18 protein-coding genes and 3 tRNA genes are annotated in these 18,568 nt (G+C 32.7%); 14 read left to right on the top strand and 7 right to left on the bottom strand.

The features are described from left to right. Positions 1-6 precede the first annotated feature (6 nt). Together BUR17_RS11520 and BUR17_RS11515 are read left to right on the top strand one after the other, a co-directional pair. Entirely contained in the window at positions 7-552 is a 546-nt protein-coding gene (locus tag BUR17_RS11520; RefSeq protein ID WP_074230524.1) for an RNA 2'-phosphotransferase, read from the top strand. Between the two features lie 135 nt (positions 553-687). Further along, positions 688-882: a hypothetical protein gene (locus BUR17_RS11515; protein ID WP_074230523.1), complete on the top strand. Its 195-nt coding sequence runs from the start codon at positions 688-690 to the stop codon at positions 880-882. 115 nt (positions 883-997) lie between these two features. Here BUR17_RS11515 and BUR17_RS11510 read toward each other — a convergent pair whose 3' ends face one another. Then, positions 998-1,882 carry a cupin-like domain-containing protein gene (locus BUR17_RS11510; RefSeq protein WP_074230522.1) on the bottom strand — a complete coding sequence of 295 codons (885 nt, stop codon included), beginning with the start codon at positions 1,880-1,882 and terminating at the stop codon, positions 998-1,000. A 482-nt stretch (positions 1,883-2,364) separates the two neighbouring features. On the opposite strand from BUR17_RS11510, the gene BUR17_RS11505 reads away from it, so the two are divergent. Further along, on the top strand, positions 2,365-5,055 hold the full coding sequence (locus tag BUR17_RS11505; protein WP_074230521.1) for a carboxypeptidase-like regulatory domain-containing protein: 2,691 nt from the start codon (positions 2,365-2,367) through the stop codon (positions 5,053-5,055). A gap of 58 nt (positions 5,056-5,113) precedes the next feature. Here the strand turns inward: BUR17_RS11505 and BUR17_RS11500 are convergent, their stop codons facing one another. Beyond that, positions 5,114-5,611, bottom strand: coding sequence for a DinB family protein (locus BUR17_RS11500; RefSeq protein WP_074230520.1), 498 nt, complete (start codon positions 5,609-5,611; stop codon positions 5,114-5,116). A gap of 204 nt (positions 5,612-5,815) precedes the next feature. On the opposite strand from BUR17_RS11500, the gene BUR17_RS11495 reads away from it, so the two are divergent. From BUR17_RS11495 to feoB, 4 genes are all read left to right on the top strand, one after another. Then, positions 5,816-6,577, top strand: a complete 762-nt coding sequence (locus tag BUR17_RS11495) for an FkbM family methyltransferase (RefSeq protein ID WP_074230519.1) — start codon at positions 5,816-5,818, stop codon at positions 6,575-6,577. A 105-nt stretch (positions 6,578-6,682) separates the two neighbouring features. Beyond that, positions 6,683-7,621 carry a GLPGLI family protein gene (locus tag BUR17_RS11490; protein WP_074230518.1) on the top strand — a complete coding sequence of 313 codons (939 nt, stop codon included), beginning with the start codon at positions 6,683-6,685 and terminating at the stop codon, positions 7,619-7,621. A 173-nt stretch (positions 7,622-7,794) separates the two neighbouring features. Then, positions 7,795-8,061, top strand: a complete 267-nt coding sequence (locus BUR17_RS11485) for a FeoA family protein (protein WP_143747575.1) — start codon at positions 7,795-7,797, stop codon at positions 8,059-8,061. Further along, positions 8,048-10,033: a ferrous iron transport protein B gene (feoB, locus tag BUR17_RS11480; RefSeq protein ID WP_074230517.1), complete on the top strand. Its 1,986-nt coding sequence runs from the start codon at positions 8,048-8,050 to the stop codon at positions 10,031-10,033. Before BUR17_RS11485 ends, feoB begins: the two co-directional genes overlap by 14 nt. A gap of 171 nt (positions 10,034-10,204) precedes the next feature. Here the strand turns inward: feoB and BUR17_RS11475 are convergent, their stop codons facing one another. Together BUR17_RS11475 and BUR17_RS11470 are read right to left on the bottom strand one after the other, a co-directional pair. Continuing rightward, positions 10,205-10,495, bottom strand: coding sequence for a type II toxin-antitoxin system RelE/ParE family toxin (locus BUR17_RS11475; protein ID WP_074230516.1), 291 nt, complete (start codon positions 10,493-10,495; stop codon positions 10,205-10,207). Then, positions 10,483-10,707: a hypothetical protein gene (locus tag BUR17_RS11470; RefSeq protein ID WP_123873385.1), complete on the bottom strand. Its 225-nt coding sequence runs from the start codon at positions 10,705-10,707 to the stop codon at positions 10,483-10,485. Before BUR17_RS11470 ends, BUR17_RS11475 begins: the two co-directional genes overlap by 13 nt. A 118-nt stretch (positions 10,708-10,825) precedes the next feature. Here BUR17_RS11470 and BUR17_RS11465 point away from each other — a divergent pair, with 118 nt between their 5' ends. The 3 genes from BUR17_RS11465 (at position 10,826) to BUR17_RS11455 (ending at position 14,863) form a co-directional block, all read left to right on the top strand. After that, positions 10,826-11,848, top strand: a complete 1,023-nt coding sequence (locus tag BUR17_RS11465) for a DUF4421 family protein (protein WP_074230514.1) — start codon at positions 10,826-10,828, stop codon at positions 11,846-11,848. A 129-nt stretch (positions 11,849-11,977) separates the two neighbouring features. Continuing rightward, the gene (glmM, locus tag BUR17_RS11460; RefSeq protein WP_074230513.1) at positions 11,978-13,360 is read left to right on the top strand and encodes a phosphoglucosamine mutase; all 1,383 of its coding nucleotides are present in this window, start codon (positions 11,978-11,980) and stop codon (positions 13,358-13,360) included. Positions 13,361-13,480: 120 nt separating this feature from the next. Further along, positions 13,481-14,863, top strand: a complete 1,383-nt coding sequence (locus tag BUR17_RS11455; protein ID WP_074230512.1) for a tetratricopeptide repeat protein — start codon at positions 13,481-13,483, stop codon at positions 14,861-14,863. Positions 14,864-15,098: 235 nt separating this feature from the next. On the opposite strand, the gene BUR17_RS11450 is transcribed toward BUR17_RS11455, so the two are convergent. The 3 genes from BUR17_RS11450 to BUR17_RS11440 are packed head-to-tail and all read right to left on the bottom strand — an operon-like array spanning position 15,099 to position 17,060. Further along, on the bottom strand, positions 15,099-15,983 hold the full coding sequence (locus BUR17_RS11450) for a DMT family transporter (protein WP_074230511.1): 885 nt from the start codon (positions 15,981-15,983) through the stop codon (positions 15,099-15,101). Then, positions 15,970-16,623 carry a leucyl/phenylalanyl-tRNA--protein transferase gene (gene aat / locus BUR17_RS11445; RefSeq protein WP_074230510.1) on the bottom strand — a complete coding sequence of 218 codons (654 nt, stop codon included), beginning with the start codon at positions 16,621-16,623 and terminating at the stop codon, positions 15,970-15,972. Before aat ends, BUR17_RS11450 begins: the two co-directional genes overlap by 14 nt. A 59-nt stretch (positions 16,624-16,682) precedes the next feature. Next, on the bottom strand, positions 16,683-17,060 hold the full coding sequence (locus BUR17_RS11440) for a DUF3127 domain-containing protein (protein WP_074230509.1): 378 nt from the start codon (positions 17,058-17,060) through the stop codon (positions 16,683-16,685). Positions 17,061-17,233: 173 nt separating this feature from the next. Here BUR17_RS11440 and BUR17_RS11435 point away from each other — a divergent pair. The 4 genes from BUR17_RS11435 (at position 17,234) to BUR17_RS11420 (ending at position 18,325) form a co-directional block, all read left to right on the top strand. After that, positions 17,234-17,315: transfer RNA gene (locus BUR17_RS11435), tRNA-Leu, on the top strand. A 10-nt stretch (positions 17,316-17,325) separates the two neighbouring features. Beyond that, positions 17,326-17,398: transfer RNA gene (locus BUR17_RS11430), tRNA-Gly, on the top strand. Positions 17,399-17,406: 8 nt separating this feature from the next. Continuing rightward, positions 17,407-17,488 (top strand) — tRNA-Leu (locus BUR17_RS11425). A 279-nt stretch (positions 17,489-17,767) separates the two neighbouring features. Then, positions 17,768-18,325, top strand: a complete 558-nt coding sequence (locus tag BUR17_RS11420; RefSeq protein WP_074230508.1) for a hypothetical protein — start codon at positions 17,768-17,770, stop codon at positions 18,323-18,325. The last annotated feature ends 243 nt before the right edge of the window (positions 18,326-18,568 follow it).

The following is an 18,568-nucleotide window of genomic DNA, read 5'->3' as shown; positions in this document are numbered from 1 at the left end:
CAAACAATGACCGAGCAACATAAGAAAAAAACAAGCAAATTTCTGAGCTATGTTCTCAGGCATCATCCCGAACTCATTAATTTGAATTTAGATGAAAATGGATGGGCAAATGTTGATGAATTAATCATAAAATCAAAGAGAGATTCTTATCAAGGACTTACCTTTGAAGAATTGAACGAAATTGTGGAAACCAACGATAAAAAACGTTTTATTTTTAATGAAGATAAAACCAGTATCAGAGCAAATCAAGGGCATTCTATTGATATTAATCTGGCTTTAATTCCACAAAAACCACCTGAATTTTTATATCATGGAACGGCTCAAAGTAATATCGATTCCATTTTTGAAAAAGGAATTGAAAAAAGAAACCGACAACACGTTCATTTGAGTCAGGATATAGAAACGGCTACTAAAGTCGGGATGCGTCACGGAAAATCGGTTATTCTAACCATTAATACAGAAAAAATGTTTGATGATGGGATAGAATTTTATCTTTCTGAAAATAATGTTTGGCTGACAAATTTTGTAGATATTAAATACATTTCGCAATAATAAAGACGAATAGTATAATTAAAACTATCAATAAAATTTTTTTTTTGATTTTGTTATAATATATTTCATATATTAGTGTATTAATATCGGGGTATCCGAAAACCGTATAGAGTAGGAAAATTAAACAAAATCATTATGAAAAAATTAAACAAAATCTCAAGAGAAAATTTAAAATCAATTAAAGGAGGTATTACTCCAGAATGTGCATCTTGGTGGGGATCAGGTAGACCTTATTACACTACCGAGGCAGCCTGCATTCAAGCTTCTACCACAGATCCTGACTTTGAACCATTTTGCGTTAATAAATGTGGGCGTTGGTATGCTTTTTAATTAAGATATAAAGAAAATAGGCCCCTAAAAGTATTAACATTTAGGGGCTTTTTTATGCAAAATAAAATTTTATTAAAATCAAAAATCACTTTGACCATGGAAATGAAAAGCTATTCTATTTTCTAGGCAAACCCTTTTTCAAAGCATAATTGGCTCTTTCTACAGCCTTTTTCTCTTTCCAATCCATGTATTTCTTTTTGAATTGGCCTTTCATGATATTGTCAAAATTTCTTTGAACGGTAAGATTCCATAAAGAATTGGCTTTTACAGCCCAGGATTTATCCCACGCACGAAGCGAAAGTGAGAAACTTCCATCCAGATATTTCATCCAATGCCACCATCCTGTAGGCATAAATAAAGTATCACCATGTTCCAGAAAACATTCAATTCCTTCCACACCGTCTAAAGCCGGAAATTTTTCAAAATCAGGATTAGAAATATCAAAATCCTCCAAAGCATAGGTTGCATAAGGTAATTTGTAAAGCCTTTCTTTCCATTTATATTCAAAAAGTAACACATGTTTTCTCCCGTTAAAATGAGTATGGAAAATATGAGCTAGATCGATATCGTAATGTAAAAATGTTACAGAACCTTTTCCACCGAAAAACATAGAAGGATATTTATCTAAAAATCCACCCATTAATTCTGAAGGAGAAATGTAGTCTTCAAGTAGTTTGTTGGCACGTTTGATAGGATCAAAAAAGAAAATTCTTAAATCGGTAGGTTCTCTCTGTATCAAATCGATATAATCTGAAAATTTCATCTCCGTTGTAGGAGTATTGATTGGCGCGGCAGGATCTGCTTTTGCACTGTCATATAGGGGAACTGTAACGTCTCCTACCACTTCCTTTACATAATCCATGGTCCATTTTTGATAGGCTGGCCATTTTCTGGCCATATTTTTTATCACAACTGGTTTTCTTGGTATCAGATATTTCTCACGAAACTCTTCTTGAGTAATATCGTCAACAATATCTATAGGCTTTAGAATAACCCCCATTTTTTTATAGTTTAATGTTACAAAATTATTAAATATTTACTTACGGAAAATAAATTAAGATATTTTTAATCTATGACCTTAATCACATTTTAATTGAGTCGAAATTAGATTTATAATTACTTTAAACTGGATTTAAAAATTCGGGATCATTTTTTATTTCACTTTATTTTTAACAACTGTTCACTTTTTAGTGATTTTATTTATTGTTTTAAGTGTATTTAAAAACCTCATAACGTTAAAGTTTTATAAAATATAAATATAGGAGAATTATTATTTAAAATTATAACTATGTTTGTAGTTATAAAAAACTAATTTAACTATCATCTAAAATTTATATCTCTATTAAAGTGTAACAAAAAACATTAATAACTAACTAATTACTCAAATAATAAATTATGAAATCGCTGTGATTGGTAAAATACCATCATGAATCTAAGTATTGCGATTCCATATGTTACCGTTAAAAAAATAAATTAATATATATGAAAAGAAAAATTTACCTTTTCCTGATGGTTTTTTTATCCGTGATTACGTTTGCACAAAAAACTGTTTCCGGAAAAATTACCGACGAAGATGGTGTTGCGATTCCAAGCGCAAGTGTAACGATTGAAGAACCCGGAAAAGATGCAATTCTTGCCTACGGAATTACCAATTCTAAAGGAGAATACAAAGTTTCTTTTACTTCTTCAGAATCGAATGTAGATCTAAAAGTAAAAGCTTTTAACCAAAAACCAATTACAAAACAGATCAGCAACAGCGATCAGACGCTTTCTTTCAAATTACAATCTGAAGCAACAGAAATCAAAGAAGTACAGCTTAAAACCAAAATGATTACTTCGAGAGGAGATACCATTTCTTATGATTTGAAAGCTTTCGACAATAAGAACGACCGTACTTTGGCTGATATTATGAAGAAAATTCCGGGTATTGAAGTAAATGCTGATGGAACAATTCTATATCAAGGGAACGCAATCAATAAATTCTATGTTGAAGGGAAAGACTTGATGGAAGGAGGTTATGGAACGATTACCAATTCTTTACCGAAAGATGCGATTTCAAAACTTGAAGTTTTAGAAAATCATCAACCTGTAAAAATGTTACAGGGAAAAATTCCTTCTGATGCAGCTGCCATAAATATTAAACTTAAAAAATCCGTAACAATGACGGGTAGAGGTGAAGTCGGTTCTGGTTTTGGTGATCCATGGCTTTGGAATGTAAAATTAACTCCTATGTTTTTCAGTAAAAAGCAACAATGGGTTGTGAATTATAAGACCAACAATATGGGAGAGCAGGTAGAAAATGAAGGAAATATTTTAGCTTTTGGAAATAGATTTGAAGGAAGAAGAATAAACGCGTCTCAAAATGATTGGCTGAATGTAGAAAATGCAAGCACTCCTAATCTTCCTGTGAAAAGATATTTGTTTAATAATGTTCATTATCTTTCAGCAAATTATCTAACCAATATTGATAAGAAAAAAGAATGGGAGCTAAAAGCAAATGCTAATTATACAAATAATGCTGTTGAAAGAGAATCTTACAGTCAGGTAGACTATTTTGCGACAGCAAAAACACCTGCATTCAGTACTACACAAAATATATTAAACAACTTTTTCACAGATAAACTTAAAGGAGAATTAATTTTCACAAAAAATGCTAAGAAAGGCTTCTTTAAAAATACAACGAGCTTCTCACAGTTTTGGAATGCTGACAGAGCGGTTGTAGATAGAACGGATAATTTAGTTAGCAGAAATGGTAGAGAAGCGTTGGAGTCTCCTACTTCTTCTTTCCAGAACTCTTTAAGCACAATTATTCCATGGAAAGAGAAAATGGTGAATGTACAGTCATTTATCAGTTACCAAAATGACAGTCAGAAATTAGATATTACTCCTGCTTCATATCTTAATATCCCAGGTTTTAACCCAGGAGGTGCAGCAGAATCTGTAAGACAAAATTTACAGTTGAAAACATTTGAAGCCAATCATTCTGCAAATATTGGTTTCTCTGCTAAGGGATGGACTTTCACTCCTGAAATCGGTTTAAACTATAAATCGACAGATCTTAGATCTGCTCTTACAAATTATCAAAATGGGAACGTATTTGGTTATGGATCTGCTTTCGATAACGATCTTAAATATACAACTGCTACTGCATACGGAAGTGTAGGAATTAATTATAAGAGTGATTCTTGGATGCTTTATGCTAATGTTCCGGTAAACTCAAACAATATCAATGCAGAAGATCCTTTAAGAACGGTTTCAAAATCTGTAAATAAAATTACTTTCGAACCCAATATTTTTGCACAGTATAACTTTGCTTCATTCTTTAAAGCATCATTAAATGGTAACATCAGCAATAATTTTGGTGAAGTGAATACTGCTTATTCAGGATTATTAATGGTATCTCCAACGGGGCTAAATGCAATGGCAGCAGATAATCCAATTCCTGAAAATAATAATAAATCTGCAGGAGCTAGGTTGGAATACCGTAATCCTCTAAATAATTTATTTTTCAATGTTGGTTATAGACTTTCTGATGCGAAGCGAAACTTGATTTCGAACCCAACAATTGTTGGAGGATATTCAGTAATGGAATATATAGAGCAAGACAACAATATAGTAAGCAGCGGTTATAATGCAGAAATAGGAAAGTATTTCCCCAAATTTAAAACCAACGCATCAATTAGCTATAGTAATAATACATCAAAGTCTGATGCTTTTCTGAATGATGCATCTTTTACAAATAAAAATAACAGCCAGTCTTTTGGTGTAAAATTCAACAATACATATTTCAGTTGGATGAGTGTAGATTATAATGCGAGTTTCTCTAGAACAGACCAAACAAGTATAGGAGGAGTAAATTCTGATGCGGCAAGAACTGGTTTCACCCATAACTTAGGTTTATTCTTGTATCCTATCGAAAATCATACAATAGGATTCAACTGGGATCAAGTAAATACAAATGCTGCCAATGAAAAATATCGTAATGGATTCTACGATCTTTCATATCAATTTTCATGGTCTAAAAAGAAAGTTGACTTTGAAGTGAAGTGGATGAATATTGCAAATAAAAAAGTATTTGAAACGTACGATATTAATACTACAAATATTTCTTATACAAGAATATTACTCAGACCAAGCCAAGTTATGTTTACAGTAAAATTCAACTTTAAATAAATAATAAAAACCAATCTCATCGAGATTGGTTTTTTGTTTTAAAATAGTTAATGCGTATTTAAAAATTTGGATTATCTGCCGTAGGACCATAACTTCCGGGAAGGTCAATGTTATTCAGTCTGTAATAAACTCCCAATTGTGCTCTGTGATGCGTAATCTGATTTAAACTGTGACGAATCGCTTCATATTTCGTCCAGGAAGCCAATTCATGACCATCATTTTTTAAAGCCCATCTTGGTTCTAAGTCGTTTTCAGATGCTTTTTGTAATGCTTCCTGACTTGCTTTGTGGTTTTCTTCTAAAACCTTTAAAAGTTCATTTTTTGTAGTAAGATGCTTTGGTTCCATTCCGCCTTTGGCGAAATCAAGTTCTGAAGAATTCAGCATAAATCCGGGCCATCCAAAAACTTCCGAAATGTGAGTGGCAAGATGCATCATTTTCATACTTTTCGGGTGTGGAGCATAGTCATTTTTGTCATCAGGATAGATTTCTAAAAAGCTTTTTGTGGTTTGATACTCGGCTTCAAGTTCGTCTCTTAATTGTTTTAAGGTGTCCATATAATATTTTTTAAGGTGAGCTTAAATTTAAAACTTTTAAAAGGGTGAAAAATTATTTTTTATAAAAGATTAAAAATTGATACTGAATTTTCAAATTCAACCATTTATAAATTATTCTAAACGTAATAAATATTATAAGTTTATAGTAAAACTGATGAAGGTTTAAAAAGAAAAATTTTACTTTAGCAAAAAAAAATCGAATAGATGAGAAAAAAAATATATTTAAAATTTAAAAATTTTTTACCGTATTACAATGAGTACGGATTCAAAGAAGGGTATAGGCTTTATAAAAAGCTTTCATCTTCTAACTTAGATAACATTCATGTTTATGGAATAAAACATCCTATCAATCTTAGAAAAAATGAAGAATCTGACATCGATGTTTTTAAACAGGTTTTTATAGAAAAACAATATATGCCCTATCAATACAAAAATCCTAAGATTATAATAGATGCAGGAGGAAATGTGGGGCTTTTTAGTGTTTTAATGAAGAATAATTTCCCAGATGCCCAAATCATAACAATTGAACCTGATGATAATAATTTTCTAATGGCAGAGAAAAACCTTAAAAACTATTCTGATGTAAAGGTCTTGCATAAAGGTCTCTGGAGTAATGATGTTAAACTAAAAATCATTAATGAAGACGCTTCAAAATGGGGAATTCAAGTGGTAGAAGACAATGAAAACGGTAAAATTGAAGCAATAAGTATCAATACAATTATTAAGGAAAATAATTTTGATAGAATTGATTTATTAAAAATGGATATAGAAGGCAGTGAGAAAGAAGTCTTTTCTAAAAATTACGAAAATTGGCTACCTAAAGTCAAAATTCTTGTTATTGAGCTTCATGATTCCATGCAGAAAGATACCTCTAGAATCTTTTTTGAAACCTTGAATAAAACGTGGTCACATTATCACCTTTTTGTAAGTGGCGAAAACCTGGTTATAGAGAATCTTTCGATTTAATTATTGGAGGTTTAAAATTTTTTTTTAAATGAATTATAATTTTGTTTGATAAAATCTGTAACAAAATATAACTAATGTAAACTAATTGAGTAAACCTTTTATATAATGAAAAATATATTTTCAATACTATTTGTTACTGTTTTTGCTTTTGCTGCAAATGCACAGGAATCAAAAGAAAGCTCAAACCGTTTTTTCTACGAATTGAGTTTCAAACCAAAACAAGATTCTACCAAGATTGATAAAGTAATTACCGTACTGGATATTACAGATAAAAACAGATCTGTTTATCAGGATTACACGGTAATTTCTCAAGATTCTATTATGAAAATAGAGATGGAAGCAATGCAAAAAGCGGGTACTTTTAAAGATCTTTCAAAATCTCTTAAAACGCCGAAATTTTCGGCAAGAATTCACAAACTTTACCCAAGTATGAAAGTGGAGTATGTAGATAAAGTAGCGAATGGAATGACTCCCGTAAATATTGCATACACTGAAGACTTGAAATTTAACTGGAAAATCTCAGACGAAAAACAAAAAATTGGCGAATATAATGCTCAAAAAGCTACGACTGAATATGGTGGAAGAAAATGGACGGCATGGTTCTCTTCAGATCTTCCTTTTCAGGATGGACCATATAAATTCAGCGGACTTCCTGGCTTAATTGTAAAAATTGAAGATGCCGACAAAAATTATTCTTGGGTATTACAGGGTAATAAAAAAGTAAAAGAATACAGCGAGTTTTCTTACATTGAAGGCTTAATGCAGGCTACAGGCGGAAAACCAAAAGAATTAACGAGAGAAAAGTTTGAAAAAACTTTTAATGACTTCAAAAAAGATCCTTTTGCTTCGGTAAGACCAATGATGTCACAAGAAATAATGTCTAAACCAATGCCGGGAACCGATGGTACTGTAGGAGATATGATAAAAAAGCAGGAAAAAATGTATAAAGATTTCTATAACGCAAATGACAATCCTATAGAAAAAGCAAGTTCTATAAGTGTTGGAAATCTTGAAAAAGTAGGTAAAGAAAAAGACAAAAAATAAGATCCTTATCAACTAAATTATATTTAAAATAAACCCAAATGCAGTGATGTGTTTGGGTTTTTTGTATCAAAAAATTGAAAATAATATAAATCTAACTGCCTTTAAATATGAAAACCAACGTTATTTAGATTAAATTTAAATAACTATATTTGCAGTCACAAAAAATTAGGGTCTTGAAGGATATTCAATTACATACATTAAGCAGCTTTCCAAAAAATAAAATTGGGAAAATAGTAGACTATGATAATGATAACCTAAAAATGCCGACCAAAATTATAGAAATGGGGCTTCTTCCCGAGACTCTGTTTAAAATTCTTTATCAGGCACCGTTTAACGGCCCCCTTTACATTGAATTTGGCGATGAAAAAAGCCGTATTGCTTTGCGTAAAGAAGAAGGAGATTTTATCATTGTAGAAGATTTGATTAATGCAGGAAAATAATAAAAAACAGATACTTTTAGTAGGAAACCCGAATGTAGGAAAATCAACCGTTTTTAACGCTTTATCAAACAAAAAGCAAAAAACGGGAAATTATGCGGGTGTTACCGTATCAAGCCACTCAGGGAATTATTCTTACAAAAACGAGGAGATTGAAATTGTAGATCTTCCCGGATCTTACAGTATTTATCCGAGTTCTGAAGATGAGGCAATTTTTTCTAAATTTCTTATTGACGGACAAAAAAACTATTCAGGAGTCGTTTATATTCTGGAAGCATTAAGCATTAAAAGAGGTCTTTTGTTATTCCAGCAGATTCAGGATCTTGGAATTCCGATGATTTTGGTTTTAAATCAAATCGATCAGGCGGAAAGAAGAGGAATTCACATTGATGTTGAAAAACTGTCTCAGGCATTGAATATTAAAGTTATTCAGACCAATGCAAAAGAACAGATAGGAATAGAAGCAATTAAAGAAGCTGTTTTCACCAATGATTTTGTGACTTCTGAAAAACCGAGTTTTGAAATTCCTGCCGAGCATAAAAATCTTCTTGATAAAAACTCAGAGAATGAGTATCAATCTTGGATTAATTTTACGCTTGGAAAAAATTCAGATTCAGAATCAAAAAATATAGTTCCGAAAAGATTACAGGTTCAGGAAACCGTAAGACGCTATCAGAATGTTGACAAGATTTTAGCGGATGTTATTACTAAAAAAGCTCAGTTTAAAGAACTTTTAACAGAGAAATTAGACAAAGTTCTTGTACATAAATTCTGGGGATATGTCGTTTTCTTGTTTATCCTTTTAATTATTTTTCAGTGTGTTTACTTTTTGGCAGAATATCCGATGAACTGGATCGACGAAGCTTTTGCTTGGCTTTCTAATTTTGCAGGTGAACATCTTCCGGAAGGACCACTTAATTCTTTGGTTTCTCAAGGAATTGTTCCTGGTTTAGGAGGAATTATCATCTTTGCGCCACAAATCGGGATCCTTCTGTATTTCCTCTATTTACTGGAAGATTCAGGATATATGGCAAGAGTGGTTTTCCTGATGGACAGGATTTTAAGACCATTTGGATTAAATGGAAAAAGTATTGTTCCATTGGTTTCAGGAACAGCTTGTGCGATTCCTGCAGTAATTTCTACCAGAAATATTGAAAATTTAAAGGAAAGATTACTCACGATTTTGGTAACACCGTTTATGACTTGTTCTGCAAGACTTCCGGTTTACAGTATTATTATTGGCTTAATTATTTCTGATGCCACAATTTTTGGAATTCAATACAAAGCTTTGGTGCTTTTAGGAATGTATCTTTTAGGGTTTTTTGTAGCTTTATTATCGGCGGCAATTCTTAAAAACTTCATTAAAGAAGATGGTAAAACTTATCTTGTGATGGATTTGCCGACATATAAAAAACCTCTTTTCGGTTACGATTTTAAACTGGTTTTAGGAAAAGTTTGGGACTTCATTACAGGAGCCGGAAAGATTATCTTCATTGTAAGTATCATTATTTGGGTGTTAAGTTATTTCGGTCCGAAACAAACTCCAAATGAGTTTGTTGCAAGCGATGTTCATCTAGATCATTCATATCTTGCTAAAATGGGAAAAGCTATTGAACCTGCAATTGCACCGCTTGGTTATGATTGGAAAATGGGTGTTGGAATTTTGACGAGTTTCGTAGCCAGAGAAGTTTTTGTAGGAACAATGTCTACTTTATACAGTTTGGATGACGATGCTCCGGAAGGAAAAGTAATCGATAAAATGAGACACGATATCAAACCGAATGGCGAAAAAGTCTTCAATTTTGCCACAGGAGTTTCGGTGTTGTTGTTTTACGCATTTGCAATGCAGTGTGTTTCTACACTTGCAGTAGTCTACAGAGAAACCAAAAGCTGGAAATGGACTGGCTTTCAGGTGGCAATGATGACCGGTTTGGCATATTTTGTGTCGTTGATAGCTTATCAAATTTTAAAGTAAAATGGATTCTTCATTAATTTTTCAATATATCATTATTGCACTTTTGGTGCTTTTTGCCTGCTATTCTTTGTATAGATTTATCAGGAAAAATTTTTCACCAAAGAAATTCAGCTCCAAAAGATCTGGATGTGATAAAGATTGCGGATGTTCTTAGAAAAGGATTTTTATAAATTAAAATGGACTGTCTTTTTTATTTGCCCAAAAAGATAAAATCTCAACAGTTGATTTTTTTACCCTATAATGAATAGAAAAGTTTTCTAAAACCAGAACTCTTCTTATTTCTTCCTTTGTTCCGAAAATTATTGCGCCAATAAAAGGATTATTAGAGAGTAATTTCTCTTTTCTTTCCACCTCTGCAATTATTTTTAAAGAATAATTATTAGACTTATTGTGGTTAATCCAATATTCTAATGTTTCAAAATATAGTTTTTCTGCTTCAGGAGTCCATTTTATTTTGAACATAATGCTCGAGCTTTTTGATGAACATCAGCGCTGTCAGTTAATTTATTGTCATTAGCTTCATCAATACCGATATTAATAGATTTTAATTCTTCGGGAGAAACAGTTATAATTTCTTCAGAAACTTTTTCGAAGGAAAACTTCATTCTTTTTAAAAGATTTTCTAAAAAGCTAGTTTCTTCGGGTGTTGTAGGATGTACTATTATCGTATTCATAATCTGCTTTTTACAAAGGTATAAATTATTTCTAATTTGAATTTTCATAAAAAAATAAATTCTTTCGATTGTTATAAATTATTTGTAGTAATTTCATTTCTTAAAACTTAATCTCAATTTGAATTCAAAAGCAGTCTCTGTTTTTTTTCTTTGTCTGTCTGGTTTTTATTCTAAAGCACAAACAGATAGCACAAAAATAAAGTCTTACGCAGATCAGGTAATGATTCGTGTAAACTTTGATACGAATATAGAAAACTATACTTTTTCTGAAGGTGGCGAAGAAAATTTAAATCAAACCATACTTTCTATCAATAATAAAACAAAAGCTTCCTTGTCTGTTGATTACAGGATTATAAGTGCTACTTTGTCTTTTGCACCTCGATTTTTCCCCGGAAATAATGACAACGAAAGAAAAGGAAACAGTTCTTACACCGATTTCAGTTTTAGATTTTTCCCAAATAGGTTTATACAGGCTGCGTATTATAAAAATGTAGAAGGATTTTATATTGAAAATATGCAGGATCTTATTCCGGGTTGGCAAAAAGACAGAGATCCTTATATTAAATTTCCTGATTTAAGAGTTCAGACTTTTGGTGGGTCTACAGCGTATATTTTAAAGAAAGATTTTTCATTAAAAAGCCTTTATACACAAGGTGAATGGCAAAAAAACAGCAAAGGAAGCTGGGTTCCGTTTTTAGATTATGACTTTACAGTTTTCAGAAATACCATTGATGGTTTGAAAAGTAAAGAATATCAGTATAATTTCGGGGCAAACATCGGATATTTTTATAACTGGGTGATTGCCGAAAAAGTGAATATTGCTCCATTTTTAACTGTAGGTTTTGGAGGAAAATTTACAAGCTTTAAAGATACTTTAGATAATGGAACAAGAGGGCCAAAGCAAAATGAGCAATATGTAACAGTAAAAAGTTCTGGAGGTTTGCATATAGGATACAATTCTGACCGTTTTCTTTTTGGCGGAAAACTTAATTTTAATGCGACAGCTTATGACGAAAAAGAAAATTCTACGGTAGAAAATAATAATACTTATGGGCTTCTGTACATCGGTTATCGCTTTCCGCCTCCAAAAGTGGTAGAAAGAAATTATAATAAAATTCAGAAAAAAATTCCGCTACTCTGAGTTAACTGTCTTTTCAGTATCTTTGCAAACGGAAAATTTAAACTAAAAATAATCTATACTTTTTGAATTATTAGAATTAAAGATGCACTTTGCATCGTGTTAATAATCAGAAAATTAAAAATATAAAAAATGTCATTAATAAAAAGTATTTCGGGAATTCGCGGAACGATTGGTGGAAAAGTTGGTGATAACTTAACACCGCTTGATGTTGTAAAATTTGCTTCTGCTTTCGGAACCTGGCTTCAGAATAATAAAAATAAAAAAAACTTAACCCTGATTATCGGTCGTGATGCAAGAATTTCCGGCTCGATGGTCAATTCTTTAGTAACAGCAACGTTACAGGGATTGGGAATTAATGTGGTTGATTTAGGACTTTCTACAACTCCTACTGTTGAGGTAATGGTTCCTGAATTAAATGCAGATGGTGGAATTATCTTAACGGCTTCTCACAATCCAAAACAATGGAATGCATTGAAGTTATTAAATGAAAAAGGAGAATTCATCAACGGAGAAAACGGGGCTGAAGTTTTAGCTTTGGCTGAAAGCGAAGATTTCAACTATGCTGAAGTTGATGATTTAGGTCAGTATGAAACCAGAGAAGATGCTTTTGATATTCATATTCAGAAGATTCTTGATTTGCCGATGGTTGATGTAGAAGCAATTAAAGCTAAAAAATATAAAATCGTTTTAGATGCTGTAAATTCTACAGGCGGAATTGCAATTCCTATGCTTTTGGATCAATTAGGTTGCGAAACAATTAAATTATACTGCGAACCAAACGGACAGTTTCCTCACAATCCTGAACCGTTGAAAGAACATTTAGGAGATATTTGTGAACTGGTAAAGAAAGAAAATGCAGATTTTGGTGTTGTTGTAGACCCGGATGTTGACAGATTAGCTCTGGTTGATGAAACGGGAGAAATGTTTGGTGAAGAATATACTTTGGTTGCCGTTGCAGATTATTTATTGAAAAATAAAAATGGAGTAGCAATTTCAAATCTTTCTTCAAGCCGTGCTTTGAGAGATGTTGCGAAGACCCACAATTCAGAATACTTTGCAAGTGCAGTAGGAGAGGTGAATGTGGTGAATTTAATGAAAGAAAAAAATGCTGTAATCGGAGGTGAAGGAAACGGTGGAATTATCTATCCTGATCTTCATTACGGAAGAGATTCTTTGGTGGGAGTTGCTTTGTTTTTAACGCACTTGGCAAAAGAAAACAAAACAGTTTCTGAACTGAGAGCTGGCTATCCAAGCTATTTTATGGGTAAAAAGAAAATTGAGCTGACTCCGGAAATTAATGTAGATGATCTTTTAACTAAAATGGAAAAAGAATATCAAAATGAAGAGGTTTCTATGGTTGACGGCGTAAAAATAGATTTTGAAAACAATTGGGTTCACCTTCGTAAATCGAATACAGAACCGATTATCAGAATTTATACAGAGGCTAAATCTCAGGAAGAAGCCGATAAATTGGGTGATGATATGATCGCAAAGATCAAAAGTTTGATTTAATATTCAAACTAAATTCATCATTTTAAAAAAATTATTTATTAACTTTATAGTAATAAGATTTTCAGAAGCGAGTATTTGTATATCTCATATCTCTGGTCTTAAATCTTAAACTCGTTTATATTGGAAGAATATTTTGGAAATGAACTGGTAAAAAAGTTCGAAGAAATGATGGAAAATAATGATGAATTCTACTTCGATACAGAAGAGTTAGAAGACATTATTGTTTATTATTTGGAGCTTGGAGACTTTAATTATGCCGATATGGCGGTTAATTTTGGTCTGAAACTCCATCCCAATTCTTTAGAAATCAAGATTAAAAAACTGGAGGTTCTTTTAGAATGGGAAGATTATAATATGGCAAAAGAATTAATCAACGAGTTAAAAGGTTCTTCTATGGAGAATACAGACTTTTTGGTTTGCTATGCCAAATATTATTCGAATTTAGGAAACCCTAAAAGATCCATCGAAATCTGCAAAAAAGCCCTAGAACTGAAGGAAGAAGAAAACTTCCTCAATAACTTTATTGCAGACGAATATGTGAATCTTGGAGATCCTTTTAACGCTCTTAAACATTATCAGCAAGCACTCAAAGAAGATCCGATGGATGAATATTCTTTGGAAAACGCTATGGTGTGCTTTAATGATCTGAATAAGAGTGAGGAAGCGATAGCTTTTCTGAACGGTTATCTTGATGATTTTCCGTATTCAGAAATTGCATGGAGCGAGTATGGGCAATATTATTTCAATAGAAAAAATTACGAAGAAGCCATCAAAGGTTTCGATTATATGTTAGCGATCAATTCCAGCGCAGTTGGAGTTTATGCGAGCAAAGCAGCTTGTTATGAAGCTTTAAATCAGTATCATAAAGCGATTGAAGTATACGAAGAAATGTTGGAGTTGGAATATACAAAAGCATTTACTTTTTATAAAATCGGATTGTGTCACAAAGCTTTAAAACAGCCAATCATTGCTTTAAATGCTTTTCAGAAATCATTAAGAGAAGATCCTCAATTTTATCTTGCGATGATGGAGCAGTCTTATCTTTATGAAGAAATGGGCGGAATGCCTGAAGCTTTGCATTTTGCAAGAGAAGCAACATTGTTAAATGACAGCAACCTTGATTATCAGAAAAGATTGGCATTTTTGTTTATTGATTCAGGTAAATTTGAAGAAAGCCTTTCTTGTTTGAAAAAACTGGTAGATGCTGAACCTTCAAGGTTTTACAATTGGTATGCCTATTCTGAAGTTTTGATGTTAGTTGGTGAATATGAAGAAGCTGTTACAGTTTTAAATTTGGCCTTGAAGCATCATTACAGAGCAGAATTGTTTTATCAGTTGAGTAACTGTAATTTTATTCTAAATAATAAAGAAGAAGGCAGTGAATCTTTGGAAAAAGCTTTGGAGCTAGATCCTTCATTGATTACAGATATGCAGAAAAAATATCCGTATATCAAAGACGAGGTGAAGAAAGCTAAAGCAAAGGTTAAAAAGAAGAATTTATAAGCTTGATGTTGGATGATGGAAGTTAGAAGTTTTGAAATTTCCTGAAGCCAATTTTTAACGTTTACTTAAAATAAGAAATCCTGCAGTAATGCGGGATTTTTTTTTGAATCTTCTTTCTTTGCTGAGTGAAACGTCTTTGCGAACGAAAAATATTTTCAACAGCGAAAAAAAACTTTGCGGACTTTGCGTTAAATTAATTTTAAAGATTAAATGAGCAATAGGAAAGTTATATCGGCTATTTTTTCACCGTTGTTTTGGCTCTTAAAAAGATTAAACCGGCAATAATGATACTTGTTCCTGCCAATTGCAAAGTCGTTAGTTTTTCACCGTCTAAAACGCCCCAAATAATAGCAACAATCGGCATCAGCAAAGTAACGGTGGATGCAAAAAGTGGAGTGGATACTTTCAATAATCGATAATTCATCATCATCGCCAATCCGGTTCCGAAAACAGAGAGTAAGCTTACAAATCCTAATCCGATCATACTTTCTTTGCTGAAAGTGAATTCGGAAACAAAACCTGTGGAAAGTAAAGCAATTACTGAAGGTAAAAATAAAACGAAAGAAAATACAAATGCCGATAAAATAGTGGATGATACATCCATTAACTTTGATTTTACGGTTGTTGTACTCATTGCGTAACATAATGTTGCCAAAAGAAGCAAAAGTATAGGGAATAATTTAAACTGAGTATTATCGTCTCCCCCAAAAGCAAGCAAACAAACTCCGGTAAAGCTTATAAAAACTCCGGTCATCTGTCTTCTTGTGGTTTCAAATTTCCAAACTAATGCGCCTACAATAATGACAAAAATAGGCATCATAGAATTGATGATTCCTGCGATGCTGCTGCTGATTTCTGTTTCGGCAATAGGAAATAAGAACATTGGGACGAAATTCCCTGTAAAAGCTGCTAAAATTAGCCATTTCAAATGTTTCTTAGGGAAAAGTTTGTACTTTGAAATAGCGACGGGCATTAAGATGATTCCGGCAATTAAAACTCTTAAAGCTCCCACCTGATAAGGGCTGAAATGTTCTAAGGATTTTTTAATTAAAATAAATGAAGAGCCCCAAATGGCACTTAGTAAAATCAGAAGAAGCCATTTTTCTTTATCTGCGTTCATTGTTTTGGTGTAAAATTTTTAAAAAATCTTCTTTAGGAATCATTCTCGCACCCAGACTTTCCAGATGTTCGGTGTGAGATTGGCAGTCAATCAGTTCAAGATCGTTTTGGTGGGTTTCTATAAAATGAATAAATCCTGCTTTGGAAGCATTGCTCACCTTTGCAAACATACTTTCACCACAAAAAACTTTCCCGATTAGTATGCCGTAAAGTCCGCCAACGAGCTCATTATTTTGCCAGACTTCTACGCTTCGGGCAAGCCCATAACGGTGAAGTGTATTAAAAGTTTCCATCAGTTCATCAGAAAGCCAGGTTCCTTCCTGCCCTTTACGGTTGATTTCGCGACAGTTTTTTATCACTTCTCTGAAGTTCTGGTTTTCGGTAATGGTAAAAACTTTTTTATCTAAAATTTTTCTCATTGATTTCGAAACTTTCAACTCATCAGGAAAAAGCACAAATCTGGGATCAGGACACCACCAAAGAATTTCCTCACCGGGATTAAACCAAGGGAAAATACCATTCTGATAAGCAAACCAGATTCTTTCTACAGACAGATCACCACCGAAAGCGATGATGCCTTCGTGACCGTCATACTGTGCAGGATCGGGAAATGATATTTCGTTTTCGTCTAATCGAACCATTATGAGAAAAAAAATCCCACTTTTCAAAAAGCAGGATTAGTATTTGATTTTATTTCTGATTAAAAAGGTAAATCATCATCATCGTCACCAGCAAAAGGGTTGTCATTTGAAACCGGAGCTGCAGAGTGAGACGGAGAAGCTTGGGTAGGTTCAGAACCATTATCCAAAACTTTTTCTACTCTCCATCCTGTAATAGAGTTGAAATACTTAGTTTCTCCCTGTGGTGAAACCCATTCTCTACCTCTGATGTTGATGCCTACTTTTACATTTTCTCCTTCTTTCAAAGAATCCAGCAAATTTATTTTATCCTGTAAAAATTCGATGTTGATTGGCTGTGGATATTGCTCTTGTGTAAGAATAACCATTTCTCTTTTTTGGAAACCACTCGCAAATGTTTGAACATCAGTGATTTTCTTTACTGTTCCTTGTAATTCCATATCGTAAATATTAACTTTGTAAAAGTAGTAAATTGAAATGTAATAAAGCAACACGGAAATAAATTTTACAAAAAATTAATTTTTTTTTCAAAAAGGTTTGGAAGTAAAGAAAATTGCCCTATATTTGCACTCACAAAAACGAAACAAGTTCTTTAAAATAACTCAATAATAATGCGGATGTGGTGTAATTGGTAGCCACGCCAGACTTAGGATCTGGTGCCGTGAGGCGTGGGGGTTCGAGTCCCTTCATCCGCACTACTTTATTGCGAAAATAGCTCAGCTGGTAGAGCACAACCTTGCCAAGGTTGGGGTCGCGGGTTCGAGTCCCGTTTTTCGCTCACATCACGCCCTGGTGGTGGAATTGGTAGACACGCAGGACTTAAAATCCTGTATCTTCGGATGTACGGGTTCAAGTCCCGTCTGGGGTACATAGAAAGACTGTTAATCATTGATTAACAGTCTTTTTTGTTTTATATACTTTTTGTTAAAGCAAAAATTCAAGATTCTCTTTTATTTCAAATTCAATTTAATTCTAAAAATTCAGTGAATTATTATCTGAATTTATCTCTTCTTTTGAACGAGATTTCAACTAACTTTATATTATGTATTATTCAAAATTTAGATCAATATAAAAAAGAGTGTTTTTCCTCTTTTTTGTAATTGGGCTTATAACTACTTTTGTTACATAACCTTATAAATTATAAAAGATGAAAACTTCAATTTTGTTTAAGGATTTAAGTTCGTTTTTGAGCGTACTTTTTTCAACTGTTTTTTTATTGAGTGTTATTCGTTGTACTCCACCACCACCAGAACCTCCTGTTGATGACAGTTATAAAAAGAAACTGATTACTCATGAAGAAGCGAGGGTTCTTTTTGATGAATATTCTGCGACCAATAATAAAGTTCTTATGCAATCACGAAACGGAAACCCAGATTCTCGATGGTATTGGTTTTCTATTGAAGAAATGGAAGGCTACATTAAATATGTAAAAGAAAATGCGAAGGAAAAAAACTTGCAAAATGTGGGAATTAGAATCTATATGGGGAAATATCCGGCGAATCATCCCACAAATAAAATGGCTAAACCTGAATATGCGGGATATCAAACGGTTTTTTTAATGCCAACAACTAAAACGCAGAACTCTGAAAATAGACAGAAAAGAAGAGGTGTGGCAGATGAAAATGCAGATATAGAATCGATTCAGCCTATGAATATGACGAATCTTGCACCACCACCCAATGCATTTGTAGAGACGATGAACTAAATAATTACAAAATGGTTTGGGATGTAGAAATTGGTAAGCAAGTATCCATGATAATTTTGATGGGAGTCTTGATTTTGATTTTTATAAATTATAAAAAAATCGAAAAAGTAAACTTGTTTTTCTTTGCAGGCTTTGTCATATTTTCATTATTAGATTTTTTCTGCTACTTCTATTTTAAGTTTATAAAAATGGCAACAGATACGTTCTACGTCATTGGCGGTTCTGTTGTCTTTTTTCTTTATT

Origin of the sequence: Chryseobacterium scophthalmum, from assembly GCF_900143185.1 — a bacterium.
GTDB lineage: Bacteria > Bacteroidota > Bacteroidia > Flavobacteriales > Weeksellaceae > Chryseobacterium > Chryseobacterium scophthalmum.
The sequence above is the reverse complement of the archived record's forward strand: the minus strand, read 5'-3'. Positions and strand labels throughout refer to the sequence as shown.